This is a genomic window from Janthinobacterium sp. DSP2-3-3, assembly GCF_049897325.1.
GTDB lineage: Bacteria > Pseudomonadota > Gammaproteobacteria > Burkholderiales > Burkholderiaceae_D > Janthinobacterium.
Window position 1 is genome coordinate 410,509 of record NZ_JAFCWA010000003.1, and the last position, 19,143, is coordinate 429,651.

General features: G+C 62.3%; 15 protein-coding genes. 11 read left to right on the top strand and 4 right to left on the bottom strand.

Going from position 1 to position 19,143, the window contains the following annotated elements; all coding sequences use genetic code 11:
• Nucleotides 1-7 precede the first annotated feature (7 nt).
• Complete coding sequence (locus ACP7DE_RS08630; RefSeq protein ID WP_426071699.1) at nucleotides 8-2,041, top strand: GNAT family N-acetyltransferase; 2,034 nt, start codon at nucleotides 8-10, stop codon at nucleotides 2,039-2,041.
• A 104-nt stretch (nucleotides 2,042-2,145) separates the two neighbouring features.
• Here the strand turns inward: ACP7DE_RS08630 and ACP7DE_RS08635 are convergent, their stop codons facing one another.
• Entirely contained in the window at nucleotides 2,146-3,411 is a 1,266-nt protein-coding gene (locus tag ACP7DE_RS08635; protein WP_426071700.1) for a putative Na+/H+ antiporter, read from the bottom strand.
• 217 nt (nucleotides 3,412-3,628) lie between these two features.
• On the opposite strand from ACP7DE_RS08635, the gene imuA reads away from it, so the two are divergent.
• The 4 genes from imuA (at nucleotide 3,629) to ACP7DE_RS08655 (ending at nucleotide 7,385) form a co-directional block, all read left to right on the top strand.
• Nucleotides 3,629-4,339 carry a translesion DNA synthesis-associated protein ImuA gene (imuA, locus tag ACP7DE_RS08640; RefSeq protein WP_426071701.1) on the top strand — a complete coding sequence of 237 codons (711 nt, stop codon included), beginning with the start codon at nucleotides 3,629-3,631 and terminating at the stop codon, nucleotides 4,337-4,339.
• The gene (locus ACP7DE_RS08645; RefSeq protein ID WP_426071702.1) at nucleotides 4,269-5,756 is read left to right on the top strand and encodes a Y-family DNA polymerase; all 1,488 of its coding nucleotides are present in this window, start codon (nucleotides 4,269-4,271) and stop codon (nucleotides 5,754-5,756) included. The genes imuA and ACP7DE_RS08645 overlap by 71 nt, the downstream gene beginning before the upstream one ends.
• Before the next feature lie 95 nt (nucleotides 5,757-5,851).
• Nucleotides 5,852-6,556, top strand: a complete 705-nt coding sequence (locus ACP7DE_RS08650) for a glutathione S-transferase N-terminal domain-containing protein (protein ID WP_426071703.1) — start codon at nucleotides 5,852-5,854, stop codon at nucleotides 6,554-6,556.
• A gap of 70 nt (nucleotides 6,557-6,626) precedes the next feature.
• Nucleotides 6,627-7,385, top strand: a complete 759-nt coding sequence (locus tag ACP7DE_RS08655; protein ID WP_426071704.1) for an alpha/beta hydrolase family protein — start codon at nucleotides 6,627-6,629, stop codon at nucleotides 7,383-7,385.
• 80 nt (nucleotides 7,386-7,465) lie between these two features.
• On the opposite strand, the gene ACP7DE_RS08660 is transcribed toward ACP7DE_RS08655, so the two are convergent.
• The gene (locus ACP7DE_RS08660) at nucleotides 7,466-7,816 is read right to left on the bottom strand and encodes a hypothetical protein (protein WP_426071705.1); all 351 of its coding nucleotides are present in this window, start codon (nucleotides 7,814-7,816) and stop codon (nucleotides 7,466-7,468) included.
• 223 nt (nucleotides 7,817-8,039) lie between these two features.
• Between ACP7DE_RS08660 and ACP7DE_RS08665 the strand changes: the two genes are divergently transcribed.
• From ACP7DE_RS08665 to coaD, 5 genes are all read left to right on the top strand, one after another.
• The gene (locus ACP7DE_RS08665) at nucleotides 8,040-8,516 is read left to right on the top strand and encodes an Hsp20 family protein (RefSeq protein WP_426071706.1); all 477 of its coding nucleotides are present in this window, start codon (nucleotides 8,040-8,042) and stop codon (nucleotides 8,514-8,516) included.
• 284 nt (nucleotides 8,517-8,800) lie between these two features.
• The gene (locus ACP7DE_RS08670; protein WP_426071707.1) at nucleotides 8,801-10,315 is read left to right on the top strand and encodes a Do family serine endopeptidase; all 1,515 of its coding nucleotides are present in this window, start codon (nucleotides 8,801-8,803) and stop codon (nucleotides 10,313-10,315) included.
• A 31-nt stretch (nucleotides 10,316-10,346) separates the two neighbouring features.
• Nucleotides 10,347-11,006, top strand: a complete 660-nt coding sequence (locus ACP7DE_RS08675; protein WP_010400558.1) for a response regulator — start codon at nucleotides 10,347-10,349, stop codon at nucleotides 11,004-11,006.
• A gap of 2 nt (nucleotides 11,007-11,008) precedes the next feature.
• Complete coding sequence (locus tag ACP7DE_RS08680) at nucleotides 11,009-12,343, top strand: ATP-binding protein (RefSeq protein ID WP_426071778.1); 1,335 nt, start codon at nucleotides 11,009-11,011, stop codon at nucleotides 12,341-12,343.
• Between the two features lie 118 nt (nucleotides 12,344-12,461).
• Nucleotides 12,462-13,610, top strand: coding sequence for a pantetheine-phosphate adenylyltransferase (gene coaD / locus ACP7DE_RS08685; RefSeq protein WP_426071708.1), 1,149 nt, complete (start codon nucleotides 12,462-12,464; stop codon nucleotides 13,608-13,610).
• Nucleotides 13,611-13,646: 36 nt separating this feature from the next.
• Here the strand turns inward: coaD and ACP7DE_RS08690 are convergent, their stop codons facing one another.
• Nucleotides 13,647-15,845 carry an OsmC domain/YcaO domain-containing protein gene (locus ACP7DE_RS08690; protein ID WP_426071709.1) on the bottom strand — a complete coding sequence of 733 codons (2,199 nt, stop codon included), beginning with the start codon at nucleotides 15,843-15,845 and terminating at the stop codon, nucleotides 13,647-13,649.
• 128 nt (nucleotides 15,846-15,973) lie between these two features.
• Here ACP7DE_RS08690 and ACP7DE_RS08695 point away from each other — a divergent pair, with 128 nt between their 5' ends.
• Nucleotides 15,974-16,600, top strand: coding sequence for a hypothetical protein (locus tag ACP7DE_RS08695; protein WP_426071710.1), 627 nt, complete (start codon nucleotides 15,974-15,976; stop codon nucleotides 16,598-16,600).
• Nucleotides 16,601-16,696: 96 nt separating this feature from the next.
• Here the strand turns inward: ACP7DE_RS08695 and ACP7DE_RS08700 are convergent, their stop codons facing one another.
• Complete coding sequence (locus ACP7DE_RS08700) at nucleotides 16,697-19,099, bottom strand: TonB-dependent receptor plug domain-containing protein (RefSeq protein WP_426071711.1); 2,403 nt, start codon at nucleotides 19,097-19,099, stop codon at nucleotides 16,697-16,699.
• Nucleotides 19,100-19,143 lie beyond the last annotated feature (44 nt).

The window sequence follows — 19,143 nt, forward strand, 5'->3', positions numbered from 1 at the left end:
TGCGCCCATGAAAATAGATGACCTGGCCTCGAAACACGAACAAGCAAAGATTTTCAACCTGGAGTACGAGTTTCGCATCCACCGGCTGAAACTCGATTACATCACCCTGGCCGATGTCCGGCCGGCCGGCAGAGATCTGGAACAACTGGCCGTGGAGCACCAGGCGGGCACCGCCGCCCTGCGCAGCTTCGTTGCCGCCAATTTTACGCATTTCAATGCCGCAAGCTGTTCCTCGCTCAGTTGCATCCCCACGCGGGCGCTGGGCGATGACGAGCGTTATCTGCACCGCATCTGGATGGGCGGGCCGTTGCCGGCCATCGCCTTTGAGGCGATCCAGCAGTGGGGCGCGGCGCTGGAAGAGGTGCGGCAGAATGGCGGCGCGCCGTATGTCTCCATCCTGTGGGCCTGGGATGCGCAGCAATTGCGCCATGATGCGCGTTTCAGCCCTACGGGCGGCGCCGGGCGCTATACGATAGGCCGCTATGCCATCGGCGGCACGACACTGCATATCAACTCGCTGCGCGCGCTGGCGCTGGACTTTGCGCCGGCCCGCTTCGACATACTCGATACCCTGCATACGCAGCGCTACTTCGCCACCTTGTCCGATTATTTCCGCATCCTCATCATGTGCGAATACGGCGGCATGTATATGGATGTCGATACGATCCCGCATAATCCGGCGACGATTTTCCTGATGAAGCCGGAAGTGCCCGATTATTTCCAGCACAAGGAGGGTGACGGCGAAGAGCGCCAGCATGTCAGCTGGATGAATCTGTTTCTCGATGAAACGGGCATGCTGATCGCCAAGAAGAACGATGCCGCGCTGCGGGTGATTCAGCGTAATGTGAATCTCGCTTATGCGCGCATCGACGGGGAAATCCCCCGTTCCTGCCCGCAATTCGAGGCGCAGCTGTTCGGCCAGTTCTATGCCGAATGGAAGAAAAACCTGGGCGTGACCCTGCTCAGCCATGCCGAGTTTTACCAGCGCTATTGCGTGCTGTATGACGGCGCGCGGGAAGCGGTGGCGGGCGGCATCCGCGGCATGCGTTTGCTGGACGATATCATTACCGATATACACATTCCCCTCAGCGACGAGGAGCGTCGCGCGTATGCGCGCTGCGTGGCGCGGCTCGATGAAATCGATTGGCAACTCGACGATCCTTTGCGCCTGGTCAACATTGTTGATGTGTTCGACATCGAGGAAGTGCCGCGCATGGCGTATGCGGCTCAGCTGCGGGCGGACATCGATCACTTCCACTATTATTCGGTGCTGTCGGACGACCCGCAACTGGACCGCGTGAATGCCGTCTTTTGCCGCTACCTGCTGGCCCACCGTTCGCAGCATATTGCCGCGGGCAATTTCTGGCGTCCCACCGTGGGCCGCCACGGCAGCCGCATGCCGGCCGTCGGCGATGCCGCTCCGTCCGGCGACGAGGTGCAGGCGGGCTTGCTGTCGCATGCGCCGCTCAAGCTGGTGGCGGGCGAACTGCTGGGCGATGAGACGAAGAACCGCATGGCGAAGCTGCTGTTTGCCACCAGTTACCTCGAATACTGCTCGTTTGGCAATAAACTCAATTTGCAGTTCGTCGAATTGCAGCGGCGGCAGAATATCGACCCCTACCTGGCGCACATCCATGGCCTGCATGACGAGGACGGGCGCTTCATCGGCTTCTTCACGGCCGCGACGATGGACGAGTTCCAGGCTTGCGGCGCCGTCTCGTATTACCGCGATGACATGAAGGCGCTCGACGATGCCTATGATGCATTCGTGCTTGCGCATGCGCGCGCCGACGACTGTTTCGTCAGCAGCCTGGCCATCGACGAGAAATATCGGGGCCAGGGCCTGTTCCGGCAGATGTTCCATGAAATCCGCGACCTGGCCAGCCGCAAGGGCTGTGCGCGCATCACCTTGACGGTGTGGGAAAAGAGCGAAGCGCTGCAAGTGTATCTGCACAAGGGTTTTCGCAGCGTGGGCACGTTCGACTATGCCTACAGCCTGTTCTATGACCGCCTGCACTTTCTCGTTTATGAAGGGAACTGAGGAAGGAAACTGAGGAAGGAAACTGAGGAAGGAAACTGAGGGGGAAACCGAGGAGGGAAACTGAGGGGTAGCAGGGGCGGCCGGCAGCCGCCCCATGAAGATGCTTACAAGGCCAGGAAGGCCAGGGCCGCCACGGCCGTCGGCAGCAGGGCGCCGGCCAGCAGGCCGACAGCGCCGATCGATTCATCCTTGAAGCCGCGGCGCAGCAGGGATACGCCGGCCGGGTTCGGCGCGTTGGCGATAACGGTCAGGCCGCCGCCGGCCACGGCGCCGGCCACCAGCATGTATTTCGCTTCGTCCGTCATGCCGACGATCAGCGAGCCCAGGTAAGTCAGGGCCGCATTGTCGGTGATCGCCGTCAAGCCCAGCGCGCCGAAGAACAGGGCCAGCGGCTTCAGGCTCGAGACGATGGGCTGCAGCCACCATTGCTGCATGCCGCCCAGCACCACCAGGCCGCCAAGGAAGAAGCCGACCAGCAAGCCCTCTTTCAGGATCAGCGGGCTCTGATAGCGCTCATACGCCTGCACAAAGCCGAGAAAGAACAAGAACAAGCCGAAGAACAGCACGGGATGGTGCGCCAGGGCCACCACGCCGCCCAGCACGATCATGTGCACGAGGCTGATGGCCAGCGGCACTTTCGGCGGTTCCACCTCGCCGGCTTTCGGCTTGATATCGGACGTGTTGCTATGCAGATATTTGCGTAGCAATATGCTCACGCCCGTGGCATTGACCAGCACGGCGATGGCGGCTTTCCAGCCGAAATGGCTGGCCATGAAAGCGCTGTCCCAGTTCCACGTGGCGGCCACCATCAGCACGGGCGGCGCCGCGTATGAGGTCAGGGTGCCGCCGATGGAAACGTTGACGAACAGCACGCCCAGCGCGCCGTATTTCAGCCATTCGGGGATGCCCGGGCGGAAGATTTGCGGCGCCAGCATCAGCGCGGCCAGGGTCATGGCGGCCGGTTCCGTGATCATCGAGCCCGTCAGGGGCACGAGCGCCAGGCCCAGCCAGACGAGGGCCAGTTCCGTGCGCAGCGGCATCACGCGCGCCACCCCTTTGAGCAGGCGCTGCACGGCGTCGAGCACGGGGCGCGAGGCGGCCACCACCATGACGACAAAGACGAACAGCGGTTCCGTGTACTGGCGCGATTCGGCATACTCGATGGCCGCCTCGCTGCCCGAGACAAAGGCCATGATGATGATCAAAATGAAGGCCCAGAAGCCGAACACGACTTCCACTTCGCCCAACAGATGCAGCAGGCCTGCATGGCGGGGATGGCGCTGCGCCAGGGTTTCAAACGACTTGGCGGTGAAGGTGTGGATGAGCGCAAGGCCGAAGATGATCGCGCTGATGAGTTGGATGGTGGTCAAATGCGTTTCCTTATGGACGGAGGGAGCCGACTGGTGTGTTGCCAGGCGGTAAGGAGAGTGCTTATGGTACAGCAATCGATGCCAGAAACGGGGTTTTTCGGACATGGCGGGACGGCCCCTGCGGTGGTGACAGGCAGATAATACGCAGATAAGCCTTGCCAAAAGAGGGACTGAATAGTACTGTATATGCATACAGTATTTATCCTCATAACTAACTATGCAACATTCCCAATTGATGGCCTCGCCGGAAGCCTTGCACCCGTCCCTGTGGCGCGCATCGCAGCTGGGGCAGGGCGCCGCACGCTGCCTGGACACGGGTTTTGCCGTCTTGTCCGCGCAACTACCGGGCGGCGGCTGGCCCAGCGGTAGCCTCATCGATCTGCTGGTGCAGCAGCCGGGCAGCGGTGAATTGCGTCTGCTGGCGCCCGCGCTGGCGCAGCTGCCGGGCTTGCCCATCGTGCTGTTGCAGCCGCCCCATCCGCCGCAGGCGCTGGCCCTGGCTGCGCAGGGTCTGGCGCCGTCGCAGCTGCTGTGGCTGAAGAGCGCCGGCAGCAAGGATGCCTTGTGGGCGGCGGAAAACATCTTGCGCAGCGGCAGTTGCGGCGCCTTGCTGTTCTGGCAGTCGCACGTGCGCGGCGACAGCCTGCGCCGGCTGCACCTGGCCGCGCAAGGCGGCAATACCCTGTTTTGCATGCTGCGCCCGCTGCACGGCGCGCAGGATGCGTCGCCGGCGCCGCTGCGCCTGTCCGTGCGCCCGGCCGCCGGCGGCATCGAGATCGGCTTCATCAAGCGCCGCGGGCCGCAGCGCGACGCGCCCCTGTTCTTGCCCCTGCAACCCCCTTCATTATTGCTACGCCATGCGACTCTGGATCGGCCTGTGCCTGCCCCGGCTCCCGCTCGAAGTGTTTTGCCCGCGCTGGTCGGCTGATCAGCTGGGCGCGGTGCTGGAGCAGGAGCAAGTGATGGCCCTGTCGCCGCTGGCGCGGGCGGCCGGCATCCGGCCGGGCATGCGCCGCGCGGGCGCGCTGATGCTGGCGCCGCAGGCGCGCCTGCACGAGCGCTCGCTGGACCTGGAAGCGCAAGCCCTGCAAGCGGTGGGGCTGGCGCTGCTGCAATACTCGCCGCTGGTGGCGCAGGGCGAGGAAGCAACCCTGCTGGTCGACGCGGGCGCCAGCTTGCGCCTGTTCGGCGGCGTGCGCGCCCTGTGCCGGCAGATTGCGGCCAGTTTGCGCGCGCTGGGCTACACGGCACAGCTGTCGTGCGCGCCCACGGCGCGCGGTGCCTGGCTGCTGGCGCGCGCCGGTACGCGCCGGGGCCGCGTGCTAGGCATGGATAGTCTCGTGCGCCGCCTCGACCGCCTGCCGTGCACCTTGCTGCCGCCCGCGCGCCCCTATCTCGACTGGTTCGAAGGTATCGGTTGCCGCACTCTGGGGCAGTTGCGCCAGTTGCCCCGGCCCGGTTTGCAGCGCCGTTGCGGCGTGGCCTTGCTGGATATGCTCGACGATGCGCATGGCCACAGAACGGAATTGTTCGTGTGGCTCGAAGCCCCACCCACGTTCCGCGCCAGCCTGGAATTGTTCGATCGCGTGGAGCATGCAGACGCCTTACTGTTCGGCGCGCGCCGCCTGCTGCAGCAAATGACGGGCTGGCTGTGCGCGCGGCAATTCGCCGTCGAGCGCATTCAGTTGCTGCTGGCGCACGAGCGGGGCAGGGTGGCGCGCCCGCCCACCGTCATCGAGCTGGCGCTAGGCGAGGCCGTCTGGCGCGACGAGCACCTGGTGCGCTTGCTCAAGGAGCGTCTGGCGCAGCTGGTGTTGGATGCGCCCGTGATCGGCCTGACCCTGGAAGCGCTGCAGGTGCAGCCCATGGCGCCGCCCAGCGAGAGCCTGTTTCCCGAACCGGGTGGCACGCCGCAGGAGCGCCAGCGCCTGATGGAATTGCTGGTGGCGCGCCTGGGCGCCGAGAATGTCTTGCAGGCAGCACCACGCGCCGATTACCGCCCCGAAGCAGCCAACCAGTGGCTGCCGCTGCCGGCCAAGGTCGTCGGCAAAAGCGCGTTGCCGGACTTGCCGCCCGGTTTGCCCGGCATGCCCCGTCCCGGCTGGCTGCTGGCGCAACCGGTGGCCCTGTTGATGCGCGAGCACCGGCCCTTCTATGGCTCGCCTTTGAAAATGGTCTCTGTCGCCGAGCGCATCGAGGCGGGCTGGTGGGGCCAGTCGCAGGCGCGCGATTATTTCATCGCCGAAGGCCTCGACCACGCCCATTACTGGGTCTACCGCGAACGCATCGCAGGCAGCGGAGAGGACGCCGCACCGCGCTGGTTCCTGCATGGTTTGTTTGGCTGAGTGGCGGCCAGAGCGTTTCAAGCGGCGCGCAACGCACATTGCCCTGCTTGGCTATACTTGCTTGCGCCGCGTCATTCACCTCAATAAGGATTCCCATGTCCCAAGTCTCCGACTTCCCTATCACCGAGAAATGGCCTGCCCGGCATCCCGAGCGCCTGCAGTTGTACTCGCTGCCGACGCCGAACGGCATCAAGGTCTCCATCCTGCTGGAAGAGCTGGGCCTGGCGTACGAGCCGCACCTGGTCAGCTTCGAGCAAAACGACCAGCTGTCGCCCGCATTCCTGTCCCTCAATCCGAACAACAAGATTCCCGCCATCCTCGACCCCAACGGTCCCGATGGCCAGCCGCTGGCCCTGTTCGAATCGGGCGCCATCCTGCTGTACCTGGCCGAGAAAACGGGCAAATTCATTCCCCAGGATGCGGGCCTGCGCTATGAAACGATACAGTGGCTGATGTTACAGATGGGTGGCATCGGCCCCATGTTCGGCCAGGTGGGCTTCTTCCACAAATTTGCCGGCAAGGACTACGAAGACAAGCGTCCGCTGGAACGCTATATCGGCGAGGCCAAGCGCTTGCTGGGTGTGCTCGAGCAGCGCCTGCAGGGCCGCGACTGGATCATGGGCGGGCAGTACACGATTGCCGACATCGCCATCTTCCCTTGGGTGCGCTGCCTGGTGGGTTTCTATGCTGCGGGCGATCTCGTCGGTTTCGACCATTTCCCGAATGTGCAGCGCGCGCTGGAAGCGTTTCTGGCCCGCCCTGCCGTCATGAAAGGTATCGACATACCCACGCGTACTTAAAACAGCTGGCGGCCTGGCGGCGCTACAATGCGCCATCGGCCGCGCTGCGCGGCAGCTTTGATCCGAGACAATGAAATCCACCCGGCAAGACTTTCCCGGTGCGCATGGCCATGTGCTGGCGGCGCGCCTCGATGCGCCCGACGACGTCATCCGCGCGTACGCGCTGTTCGCCCACTGTTTTACCTGCGGCAAGGACGTGCTGGCCGCGCGGCGTATCGCGCAAGGCTTGACGCAGCATGGCATCGCCGTCTTGCGCTTCGACTTCACGGGACTGGGCGCCAGTGAGGGCGAGTTTGCCGCCACCAATTTCTCGTCGAATGTCGACGATTTGCTTGCCGCTGCCGATTTCTTGCGGGCCAGACACTCTGCGCCGCAATTGCTGATCGGCCACAGCCTGGGTGGCGCCGCCGTGCTGGCCGCTGCCGCGCAAGTGCCGGAGGCGACGGCCGTGGTGACGCTGGCCGCCCCCAGCACGCCCGCGTATGTGACGCGCATGTTCAGTGAGCACCTGGAGCAAATCGCCGCCGAGGGTGAAGCGCTGGTGCAGCTGGAAGGGCGGCCATTTCGCATTCGCCAGCAATTCGTCGACGACGCGGGCAGCCACAGCTTAAAAGAGCATATCGCCGGCCTGCGCCGGGCCCTGCTGGTGATGCACGCGCCGAACGACACGACGGTGAGCCTGTCGAATGCGATGGATATCTTTACGGCAGCCAAGCACCCGAAAAGTTTCGTTTCGCTCGATGACGCCGACCACTTATTGACGGGGCGCAATGATGCCGCCTATGTCGCCAACGTCATCGCCGCCTGGAGCGCGCGTTATATCAATTAAGCTGAACTAAGTTGTCTCCCATGAAAAACGCCGCGGCAGCAGAAGCTGGCGCGGCGTGCAGTAGATGTGGTCAGGTGTACTCAGTCTTCGTCAAACTCGGCCGAAAGATCCTTCCAGCCCTTGCCCACGGCAAAGGCGGAAAATTCCTCGGGCGCTTCCAGAACGATTAGTTTCTTGTCTTGCAAGCCCAGGTCGCCATGACCGAAGTCGGGGCCGACGTAGCCGAGGCTGCGCAAGCGGGCCAGGATGTGGCCGACCAGGGTCTTGTCCTTGTAAGCGCCTGTTTCGAGCGGGGCGGCGAAATCGACGTAGACGTCGATGATGCCGTAGCCTTCGTCGAAGATGCGGATGGCCTTGATGTCGTGGGCACGGCCGTAGCCGTCGGTGGCCTTGAAGGGGCCGCTGAGCTGGATGTCGGTGTCATTATTCATGCCGCCAGCATACACCAAAAGCCGGTCCCGCATAGGGGACGCCATGCAAAATCCCCTCGGGCTGGCCGTGTAAAAATTTCTTACAAATTTAGCGTCGTCTGGGGCGCTTTTCGCCAATTTCAAGGCCTTGAAGACCGCTTGATCGTCCTTAGATTGGGTAGCAAGCGGATGCTCACGGTGAGGTCCGCCCCTCTTATCGCTTCATTTGAAAAGGATATTTATCATGCGTACTTTTGACCTTGCTCCCCTGTACCGTTCCGCCATTGGCTTTGACCGCCTGGCCCAACTGCTCAACGAACAGCGCGCCGATGCACAGCCCAGCTATCCCCCCTACAACATCGAACTGGTGTCGGAAGATAAATACCGCATCGTGATGGCATTGGCCGGTTTCTCGCGCGAAGAGATCGACATTATCACCGAACGCGACTCGCTGCACGTCACGGGCCGCAAGCAGAAAGATGGCGTCGAGCGCACGTTCTTGCACCGCGGCATCGCTGCCCGCGATTTCGAACAGCGTTTCCAGCTGGCCAACCATGTAAAAGTCACGGGCGCCACGTTTGAAAACGGCATGCTGACCATCGACCTGGTGCGTGAAGTGCCGGAAGCGCTGAAACCGCGCAAGATCGAGATCGGCACCGGCAGCGACATCCACGCCACCGCCGCTAACGTTAATGCGTTGGAACAGCGCCAGGCAGCCTGAGCTGAGCTAAGTTGAGTTGATTTCGGCGCCACGCGCTGGCGTTGGCGGGAGGGGGCATCCCCTCCCCATGCAGTAAAATACTGGCCGGTTGATCCGGCCAGTGTCACGTTCAGAGCCCGTTCGGGCCCTTCATCGCCCGCCATGCAGGGTGCATGCGGTGCGCAAGATTAAACCATGCTTAAAGGCGCAAACGCCTGTTTCCAAATGGAAAAATGTTAAGCACCGCCTAAGACTCGTGGGCCACTATTGCATACATCAAAATCTCATTGAATGAGGAGCAATTCATGGAACAGCAAACGAATACCGCATCGCTGAAAATCAAACGCACCGTAGCCGCGCTGGCCGCGATCGGTGTGCTGGGCGCCGGTGGCGCCATGGTGATGCATCAGAACAATGCCGGCGCGAATGCCGCCGCTGGCACGCCCGCCGCCCCGGTGGCTGCCGCTGTCGCGCCCGCTGCCAGCGCGCCGCTGGTGGCCTTGCCCGACTTTAGCCAGATCGCCGCGCGCAACAGCCCGGCCGTCGTCAATATCAGCGTGACGGGCAGCACCAAGGTGGCCTATGACCCCTCGGCCCAGGCCGGCAATGACGATTTCGGCAACGACCCGTTCTTCGAATTCTTCCGCCGCTTTCAGGGGCCGCAAGGCGGGCAGCGCGGTGGCCGCGACGTGCCCACGCACGGCCTCGGTTCCGGCTTCATCGTCAGCCCGGACGGCATCATCATGACCAACGCTCACGTGGTGCGCGATGCGCGCGAAGTGACCGTCAAGCTCAACGACCGCCGCGAATTCCGCGCCAAGGTGCTCGGCACCGATCCGAAGACCGATATCGCCGTGCTGAAGATCGATGCCAACAACTTGCCCATCGTGCCGCTCGGTCATTCGAGCGACCTGAAAGTGGGCGAGTGGGTACTGGCCATCGGTTCTCCTTATGGCTTCGACAGCACGGTGACGGCGGGCGTGGTCAGCGCCAAGGGCCGTTCCCTGCCCGACGACAGCAATGTGCCGTTTATCCAGACCGACGTGGCGGTAAACCCCGGCAACTCGGGCGGTCCCTTGTTCAACACGCGCGGCGAAGTGGTTGGCATCAATTCGCAGATCTATAGCCAGACGGGCGGCTTTCAGGGTCTGTCGTTCGCCATCCCGATCGACCTGGCCGGCCGCATCAAGGACCAGATCGTCGCCACGGGCAAGGCCAGCCACGCCAAGCTGGGCGTGACGGTGCAGGAAGTCAACCAGGGCTTTGCCGACTCGTTCAAGCTGGCCACGCCGGAAGGCGCCTTGGTGGCCAATGTGGAGCGCGGCAGCCCGGCCGACAAGGCGGGCTTGAAATCGGGCGACGTGGTGCGCAAGGTGAATGGCCAGCGCATCATCGGCTCGGCCGACTTGCCGGCGCTGGTGGGCACGTCCTTGCCAGGCGACAAGATCAGCATGGATGTCTGGCGTGACGGCAAGATTGTCAGCCTGACGGCAACCCTGGGCAATGCGGCCGACAAGGTGGCCGAGGTGGCGAAAAGCGATAGCGCGGCCGGCAAGGTAAAGCTGGGCCTGGCCCTGCGTCCGTTACAATCGGATGAAAAACGCGAGGCGGGCATCAGCGCCGGCCTGCTGGTGGAAGACGCGGGCGGTGCTGCCGCGAATGCCGGAGTCCAGCCGGGCGACGTGCTATTGTCGGTGAATGGTCGTCCCGTCAACACCGTCGAACAGGTGCGCGATGTGGTGGAAAAATCCGCCAAGTCGGTGGCCTTGCTGATACAGCGCGGCCCCGATAAGATCTTCATCCCCGTGCGTTTGGGTTGAAAACGAGAATAACGAGATAGAGAGGCAAGTCATGCGCTTATTGCTGGTAGAAGACGACACGATGATCGGCGAGGTGGTGCTCGACTTGCTGCGCGCCGAGCATTACGCGGTGGACTGGGTCAAGGATGGCGACATGGCCGACACAGCCCTGCAAACGCAGACCTATGACCTGGTGCTGCTGGACCTGGGCTTGCCGCGCAAGGATGGTCTCGACGTGCTGCGCTCGATGCGTTTGCGCAAGCTCGATACCCCGGTGCTGGTGGCCACGGCGCGCGACGCCGTCGAGCAGCGCATCGCGGGCCTTGACGCGGGCGCCGACGATTACGTCTTGAAGCCGTATGATCTCGACGAATTGCTGGCGCGCATCCGCGCCCTGCTGCGGCGCGCCTCGGGGCGGCCGGAGCCGATCTTCGAACATCAGGGCGTTTCCATTAATCCGCTGACGCGCGAAGTGATCGCCGAGGGCCACCCGGTCAACCTGTCGGCGCGCGAATGGGCCGTGCTGGAAGCCTTGATCGCGCGTCCCGGCATCGTGCTGTCGCGCGCGCAGTTGGAAGAAAAGCTGTACAGCTGGAAGGATGAAGTCAACAGCAATGCCGTGGAAGTGTATATTCATGGCTTGCGCAAGAAGTTGGGCAGCGATTTGATCCAAAACGTGCGCGGCCTCGGTTACATGGTGCCCAAGGCATGAGGATGAAGGTCACGGTGACGCATTCGCTGCGCGGCCGCCTGCTGTGGTTTTTGCTGGCGGCCATCATCATGGCGGCCCTGGCGCAGGCGTCGATCGCCTACCGCAGCGCCCTGTACGACGCCGACCAGATCTTCGATTACCACATGCAGCAGATGGCCCTGTCGCTGCGCTCCGGCGCGCCGCTGGCCAACCATGCGCAAGCCTTGCCGGCCGACCCCGTCAACAACGACATGGTGGTGCAGGTGTGGACGCCGGACGGCGTGCAAGTCTTCCGCTCGATCACGCGCGCGGAATTGCCGCAGCGCGCCGTGCTGGGTTTTTCGAATGTGAAAGCCAACGGCACCACTTACCGTATCTTCTCCGTGCAAACCAGTTCCCAGACCGTGCAGATCGCCCAGGACATGGCCGTGCGCAAGCGCATGGCCGGCAGCCTGGCGCTGCGCACGGTGGGGCCGATTGCCCTGATGGCGCCGATATTGATGCTGGTCGTGTGGTGGGTCGTCAGCGGTTCGCTGGCGCCCGTTTCGCGCGTGCGCAAGCAAGTGGCGGCGCGCCAGGCGGACGATCTGTCGCCCGTCTCGGAAGCGGGCTTGCCCGATGAAGTGCGCCCGCTGGTGCATGAATTGAACCTGCTGTTCGGTCGCGTAAAAACGGCGTTCGACGCGCAGCAGCATTTCGTCGCCGACGCCGCACATGAATTACGCACACCGCTGGCAGCCCTGAAACTGCAGGTACTCAGCCTGGAGCGGGCCGAATCGGAAGAAAAGCGCAGCCTGGCGATTTCGCGCGTCAGCGCCGGCATCGAGCGGGCCACGCGCCTGGTCGAGCAGTTGCTGGTACTGGCGCGCCAGGAGGCGAGTGCCGCCAGCGGCGACCAGTTGCAGGCGGTGGATTTGAACGATGTCGTCAAGCGCGCGCTGGGCGACATGGCTGGCATCGCGCAAGCGCGCAAGATCGACCTGGGCCTGCACCACATGGACCCGGCCAGGGTGGCGGGGCAGGCCGATGCCCTCAACATCATGCTACGCAACCTGGTCGACAACGCCATCAAGTACACGCCGCAGGGCGGCACGGTCGATATCGACTTGCGCGCCAGCTCCGTCGGCGTGACGTTATCGGTGGAAGACAGCGGCCCCGGCATCCCGCCCGAGGAGCGCGAACGCGTCTTCAGCCGCTTTTACCGCGTACCCGGCACGGACGCCAACGGCAGCGGCCTGGGGCTGGCCATCATCAAGGCCATCGCCGAGCGCCATGGCGCGCGCCTGGTGCTGGACAAATCCGAGCGCCTGGGCGGCCTGTGCGTGCGCGTGGAATTCCCCTTGACGGCGAAAAAATGAGGCAGATTTCCCTCCAGATCGCGGCGCGATGAGGCGGATCTTTAACCGCGTGCATTGACGTGCGCGCCGTGGCCCTATATTGTCTGCGAAACAAGCAGAACCAGACCACGGAGCGCACATGCAGAGAATCGGATTTTCAGGAACCCTCGACCCCATCACCAACGGCCATATGTGGGTGATCGGCGAAGCGCGTTCGCTTGCCGACGAGGTGATCGTGTTCCTGTCGCAAAACCCCGCCAAGAAGCCGCAATTTCCCGCCGAAGACCGCAAGCGCATCATCGAGCAGAGCGCGCGCGAGTGCGGCTGGGAGAATGTGCAAGTGGTCATCGTCAAGGGCGATTACACGGCGCGCGCGGCGAAAAAGCATGGCTGCGATTATCTGATCCGCGGCATCCGCACGACGGCCGATTTCGACTATGAAAACCTGATCCAGCAAACGAATGTGGACGTGCTGCAGGGCGCCAAGACGATTTTCGTCATGCCGCCGCGCGACCTCGGTTCCGTCAGCTCCAGCTTCGTCAAGGCGCTGGAAGGCCCCGTGGGCTGGAACTGGACCATGAAGAAATTCGTCCCCGGCCCGGCCTATCAGGCGTGGATACTCGACTGCCTGCGCAAGGAGTGGGAAGCGCTGTGGAATTACGCCACCGCCTCGCAAGCCGACATCGCGCTGGCGGATCACTGGTTCGCGCACCTGACAGGGCCGCAGGCATATGGCGGCACGGACCGCCACTATCACAACCTCGACCACCTGGTGCACGGCCTGTCGGAAATCCGCGTGTGGGCCGACAATACCTATGCGCCCAAACGCGACAGCGCGCTGGTCAAGAAAGCCTTCTGGTTCCATGACGCCGTTTATAGCCACGACGAAGACGCCCTGTATTCCAGCGAAGAGGCGAGCGCCCAGCTATGGCTGGCCAGCGGCCTCGATGCCGGGGACAACCTCGATGTGGCGCAATTGATACGCGCCACCGACCATTTCCAGGGACCCGGCATCAGCCACGTGCTGAAGGATGCGATGCTCAGCGCCGACCTGGCCATCCTGGGCCAGGATGAAGAGGTCTACCACGCGTACACGCAAGCCATCGGCCGCGAATATGCGCATGTGGACCCCGTGCGCTTCAACCAGCAGCGGGGCCTGGCCCTGCAGCACCTGTGCGCCAAGGCGCAGGCGGGCCAGCTGTTTGGCGATGCGTATTTCGCCGACCAGTACAACGAGCGGGCGATAGCGAACATGCAGAAAGAGATTGCGGCGCTGGCGGGCGGCTGATTGTCGTTAGCCGCTTGCCAGCCCTGATTTTCCGTCCTAGCGGGGTGTAGCCTTGGCGCGCGCCGCGTGCAGCTTTTTAAAGCTGTCGATCAGGCGCTGGTGCCTGTCGAGGCCTTCCAGCTGCATGCTGGTCGGGGGCAGGCCGAAGAAGCGCACGCTGCCGTCCACCGAGCCCAGCACCGCGTCCATGCGGGCGTCGCCATACATGCGGCGGAAATTGAGCACGTAATCGTCCAGCTCCAGCGTGTCATCGAGTTCCACTTCCAGCACCACGTTCAAGGCTTGATAGAACAGTTTGCGCTCGAGCGTGTTGTCGTTGTACTGCAGGAAGGTTTCCACCAGCTCTTTCGCTTCCTCGAATTGCTGCAAGACCAGATGAATCAGCAGCTTCAATTCCAGCGTCGTCAGCTGGCCCCACACCGTGTTTTCGTCAAACTCGATGCCGATCAGGGTGGCGATGTCGCCGTACTCGTCGAGCTCGCTGTTTTCCAGGCGCTCCAGCAGGTCTTCCAGGCTGGCATCGTCCAGCCGGTGCAAGTTCAGGATGTCGGCGCGGAACAGCAGCGCCTTGTTGGTGTTGTCCCAGATCAAATCTTCAACCGGATACACTTCCGAATAACCGGGCACGAGGATGCGGCAGGCGGTGGCGCCCAGCTGGTCGTACTCGGCCGTGTACACTTCCTTGCCCATGTCGGCGAGGATGCCGAACAGGGTGGCCGCTTCCTCGGCATTCGAGTTCTCGCCGTGGCCGGAAAAATCCCACTCGACAAAATCGTAATCGGCCCTGGCGCTGAAGAAGCGCCACGAGACGATGCCGCTGGAATCGATGAAGTGTTCGACGAAGTTATTCGGCTCGGTAACGGCTTCGCTGGCAAACGTGGGCTGCGGCAAGTCGTTCAAGCCCTCAAAACTGCGGCCCTGCAGCAATTCCGTCAGGCTGCGCTCGAGCGCTACTTCCAGGCTCGGGTGCGCGCCGAACGAGGCGAACACGCCGCCCGTGCGCGGGTTCATCAGGGTGACGCACATCACCGGGTACACGCCGCCCAGCGACGCATCTTTCACCAGCACGGGAAAGCCTTGTTCTTCCAATCCCTGGATGCCGGCCAGGATGCCCGGATACTTCGCCAGCACTTGCTGCGGCACGTCGGGCAGGGCGATCTCGCCTTCGAGGATTTCGCGCTTGACAGCCCGTTCGAAAATTTCCGACAGGCATTGCACCTGCGCTTCGACCAGGGTATTGCCGGCGCTCATGCCATTGCTGACGTACAGGTTTTCAATCAGGTTCGATGGGAAATACACGACCTCGCCGTCGGAGTGGCGCACATACGGCAGCGAGCAGATGCCGCGCTCCGCATTGCCGGAATTGGTGTCGACCAGGTGCGAACCACGCAGTTCGCCGTCGGGGTTGTAAATATCCAGGCAGTAGGCATCGAGAATCTCCTTCGGCAGCGCATCTTTGCGGCCCGGCTTGAACCAGCGCTCGTTCGGGTAATGCACGAATGGTGCGTTGGCAATGTCCTCGCCCCAGAACGAACCGGCGTAGAAATGGTTGTTGCTGAGCCGTTCGATATACTCGCCCAGTGCCGACGCCAGCGCGCTTTCCTTGGTCGCGCCCTTGCCGTTGGTGAAACACATGGGCGAGTGCGCGTCGCGGATATGCAGCGACCACACGTTGGGAATGATGTTGCGCCACGAGGCGATTTCAATCTTGATGCCCAGGCCCGCCAGCAGACCCGACATATTGGCGATGGTTTGCTCCAGCGGCAAATCCTTGCCGACGATATAGGTGCTCGCACCAGGGGCCGGATTCAAGGTCAGCAAGGCCTGGGCATCGGCATCGAGGTTCTCGACCTCTTCAATGACGAACTCGGGTCCCGCTTGCACCACTTTTTTCACCGTGCAACGGTCGATCGAGCGCAGGATGCCCTGGCGGTCCTTGGCCGAGATATCGGCCGGCAATTCGACCTGGATCTTGAAAATCTGCTGGTAACGGTTTTCGGGATCGACGATATTGTTTTGCGACAGGCGGATATTTTCGGTGGAAATATTGCGCGTATCGCAATACAACTTCACGAAGTACGCGGCACACAGTGCCGATGATGCCAAAAAGTAATCGAACGGGCCAGGCGCCGAACCATCGCCCTTGTAACGGATGGGCTGGTCGGCGATGACGGTGAAATCGTCGAACTTGGCTTCGAGACGCAGCTTATCGAGAAAGTTGACTTTAATTTCCATGAGGTAATCCAATACTGTGCTTATGAGTTAGGCGCTATTATCCGTTCTTTCTGCCGCAGGGCAAAGATTGTTCACTGCGGGCGTGCCCCTCGGGAGCCGCCGGGGCAGGCCAAGGGGCACGTTCCCCTATGAAGCAAGCGGATAGTCCATGGCTTTTCACCTATCGCACTGAAGCTTGGTTCTCTATTATGATTATTCTTGCTGATATGCAAAAATCGCAAGCTGTAATGGACGAGCTCACATCGCAGTGCGATGTTGACCTTGGCCGTGCTGCGCGGGACAGTTCCTGGATCACGCTGCAGCCAGAAAATCCTTTCATGGTACTGGCAGGTGAAAGCAGCGGTGGCGTTTTTCTTGCGTACGGCGATGGCGAGGTCGAACGACGCCCTGTCCTGTATGTTACATCCGGGGGGCAGGCCGGCTGTATCGCTTCCAATCTCACCGAGCTGATTGCCATGATGCTGGCGTTGCCTTACTGGCGCGACCTGCTCAAGTTTTCAGATGGTGGCAACTTGCAAGAGATGCGACGGACCGCTCGCTTTAGCGAGCAGGACTACGTGGAGGAATACGTCGAATTGCCTGCTGCCAGGAAACGGATATTCGATACGTTACCTGTTCCAGTTATTGCTGATCCAGTCAAATTGCTGCATGACTGCGTACGCGCCACCGATTGCACTGTCGTGGCTGGGGACGGCTGGCCTTACGAGTCGCTGTTTCATCATGTCAAATCAAGCGACAATCCAGGCTGGACGTGAGTGTATGGATGCCAGCATGAAAAACAGCGGCTGCCCATGCTGGCGCAGCCGCTGTTTTTCGCTATTTTCCGCTGTTTTCTTATGCGGACAGCGCGATCAGAATTTCACCCACAGCCGCCCGAAATACGAGGCGCCGTTCAGGCCGAACTGCACGCTGTCGTACTTGAAACCATTGTCCGTTTCATCCGCGTTTTGCGTGGTGGGCTTGACGTTGAAGATGTTGTTGCCGCCGAAAGTCAGCTTGGTGTTCTTGCTGATGCTGTAGGTAAAGCTCAGGTCGGCCGAGGTCTTGGCCTTGTAGCGGGCGTTGGGTACGCCTGCGGCCGTGCCGCTGAAGGTGCCCAGGGTTTGCGGGCCAAAGTAGATGATGCGCAAGTCCGATTCCAGCTTGCCCGTGATGTAGTCGAAGCCCAGCGTGGCTTTCGCGCGCGGGCCGCCCTGTTCGATGAACAGGCGTTCGCGCTCGGACAGCAGCACGTCTTCATAGCCTTGCAGCGAGTCAGGCGTCTTGACTTTCGTCACTTCCGTTTTGCTCAAATTCAAGGCCAGGAAGGTGTTCAGGCGGTTGCCGGCCAGTTCGCCCTTGTGCGAAGCCGTCAGGTCCAGCCCGCGCGTGCGCGTGTCGATGGAATTGACGAAGAATTGCGCCTCGCCTACGCCCAAGAGGGCCAGGCGCGCGGCCAGGTCCGGATAGTTGTCTGCATTGAAGCGGCCCGACAGCACGATGCGGTCCTTGATCTTGATGTTGTACAGGTCGGCCGTGACGGAAATCGCTTGCGTGGGCGTCCAGGTGGTGCCCAGCGTAAAGCTGGTGGATTTTTCTTCCTTCAGTTTCGGGATGCCAGCCGCGTTGGCGACGGCGCCGCCATTCGGCGCCAGCACCACGTCGGTGGGCACGCCACCGATGAAATCGGTGAAGGTGGACGAAAAATACACTTGCTGCAGCGATGGTGCGCGGAAGCCCGTGCTGGCGGAGCCGCGCAGCAGCACGTTGGGCGCCACTTTATAGCTGGCGGCCAGCTTGCCCGTCACGGTGGAGCCGAAATCGCTGAATTTTTCATAGCGCAGGGCCGCCTGGGTTTTCAGGCGTTCCGTCCAATCCAGCTCCACGTCGCCATACGCGGCGATGCTGTGGCGTTTGGCCTTGGTGGCGTCGCCGGGCTGGAAGCCGGGAAAGCCCTGGCTGCCCGCATTGCCGCCCACGCCCACGCCGTCGGCGTCGCTGTAGGAGCCCGGTTCGCCGGCCATGATCTTGTATTCTTCGCTGCGGTATTCGGCACCGAAGGCCACGTTCATGCCGCGCATCACCGTGTCGTAGTAGCGGCTGAAATCGGCGTTGCTGGTCAGTTGCTGGAACGAGAAGCCGCCCGCGTCGAAACGGCTGGCGCTGACGCCCTTGCCGCCATTTAATAAGTCGAGGTTGGCGATCGAGGCGTTCAAGGTGTTGCTGATGTCATAGCGCATCTTGTTGTAGCCATAGGTCTGCGAGAAATCCGCATGCCATTCGCCGATCTGGCTGCGGTGGCCGATGGTGGCGTACTGGTCGTCGATCTTGCCGTTAATGAACGGTACGAAACCATTCGGATACATGGCGGCGGAATTGCGCGACGGAATGTCGTCGCTGCCGATGCCGCCCCGGCCAAACGCGGCGCTGGATGCGTCGCGCGTCTGCACGCCGGCTGTGAAATACAGCTTGCCTGTGCTGCTGGTGGCGTAGTCGCCATTCAGGTACAGCGTCTTGTTCTTGGACTTGGTGTCGCCGATGATGCGCAGGCTGTCCGCGTCGGCCCGGTTCGAGCGGCCCCGGTCCAGGTATTCGCCCGTGATGGCCAGGGTGCCCTTGTCGCCCAGCGCGATGCCGCAATACGCGGAGGTCATGTAATTCTTGCCGTCGCCTTCGGCATACTGGCTGTAGCCTGCCACCGCTTCGCAGCCCAGGCTTTTCTTCAGTTCGATGTCGATCACGCCGGCAATGGCGTCCGAGCCGTACTGGGCGGCGGCGCCGTCGCGCAGCACTTGCACGTTCTTGATCGCCAGCAAAGGAATCGCATTCATGTCCGTGCCCGTGTTGCCGCGGTTGCGCGCGCCGAACAGATTGACCAGGGCCGTCGTGTGGCGCCGCTTGCCATTCACCAGCACCAGGGTCTGGTCGGAGCCGAGGCCGCGCAGGGCGGCTGAATCGACGAGGTCGGCGCCATCGGCGCCCGTCTGGCGCGTGGAGTTGAAGGAAGGGGAAATGTATTGCAGCGATTGCGCCAGGTCGAATTGGCCGCCTTGCTCGGCCACCCTGGAAATGGGAATGATATCGACTGGCACCATCGTATCGGTGGCGGAACTGGCGACCCGGCGCGAGCCGACCACGCTGACCGTTTGCACGGGACCGTCCGTGGCGCCCGCTTCCGTTGTCTGGGCCATGGCGGCGGGACTGAAGGCAGCCAGGGCGGCGCTGCCGTACAGGCTGATGAGGATGGCTTTACGTAAGGTGGTGAGGGTCGGCACGCAGTATCTCCAAGTGGCTGATGAGCAATATTCGTGACTTGATT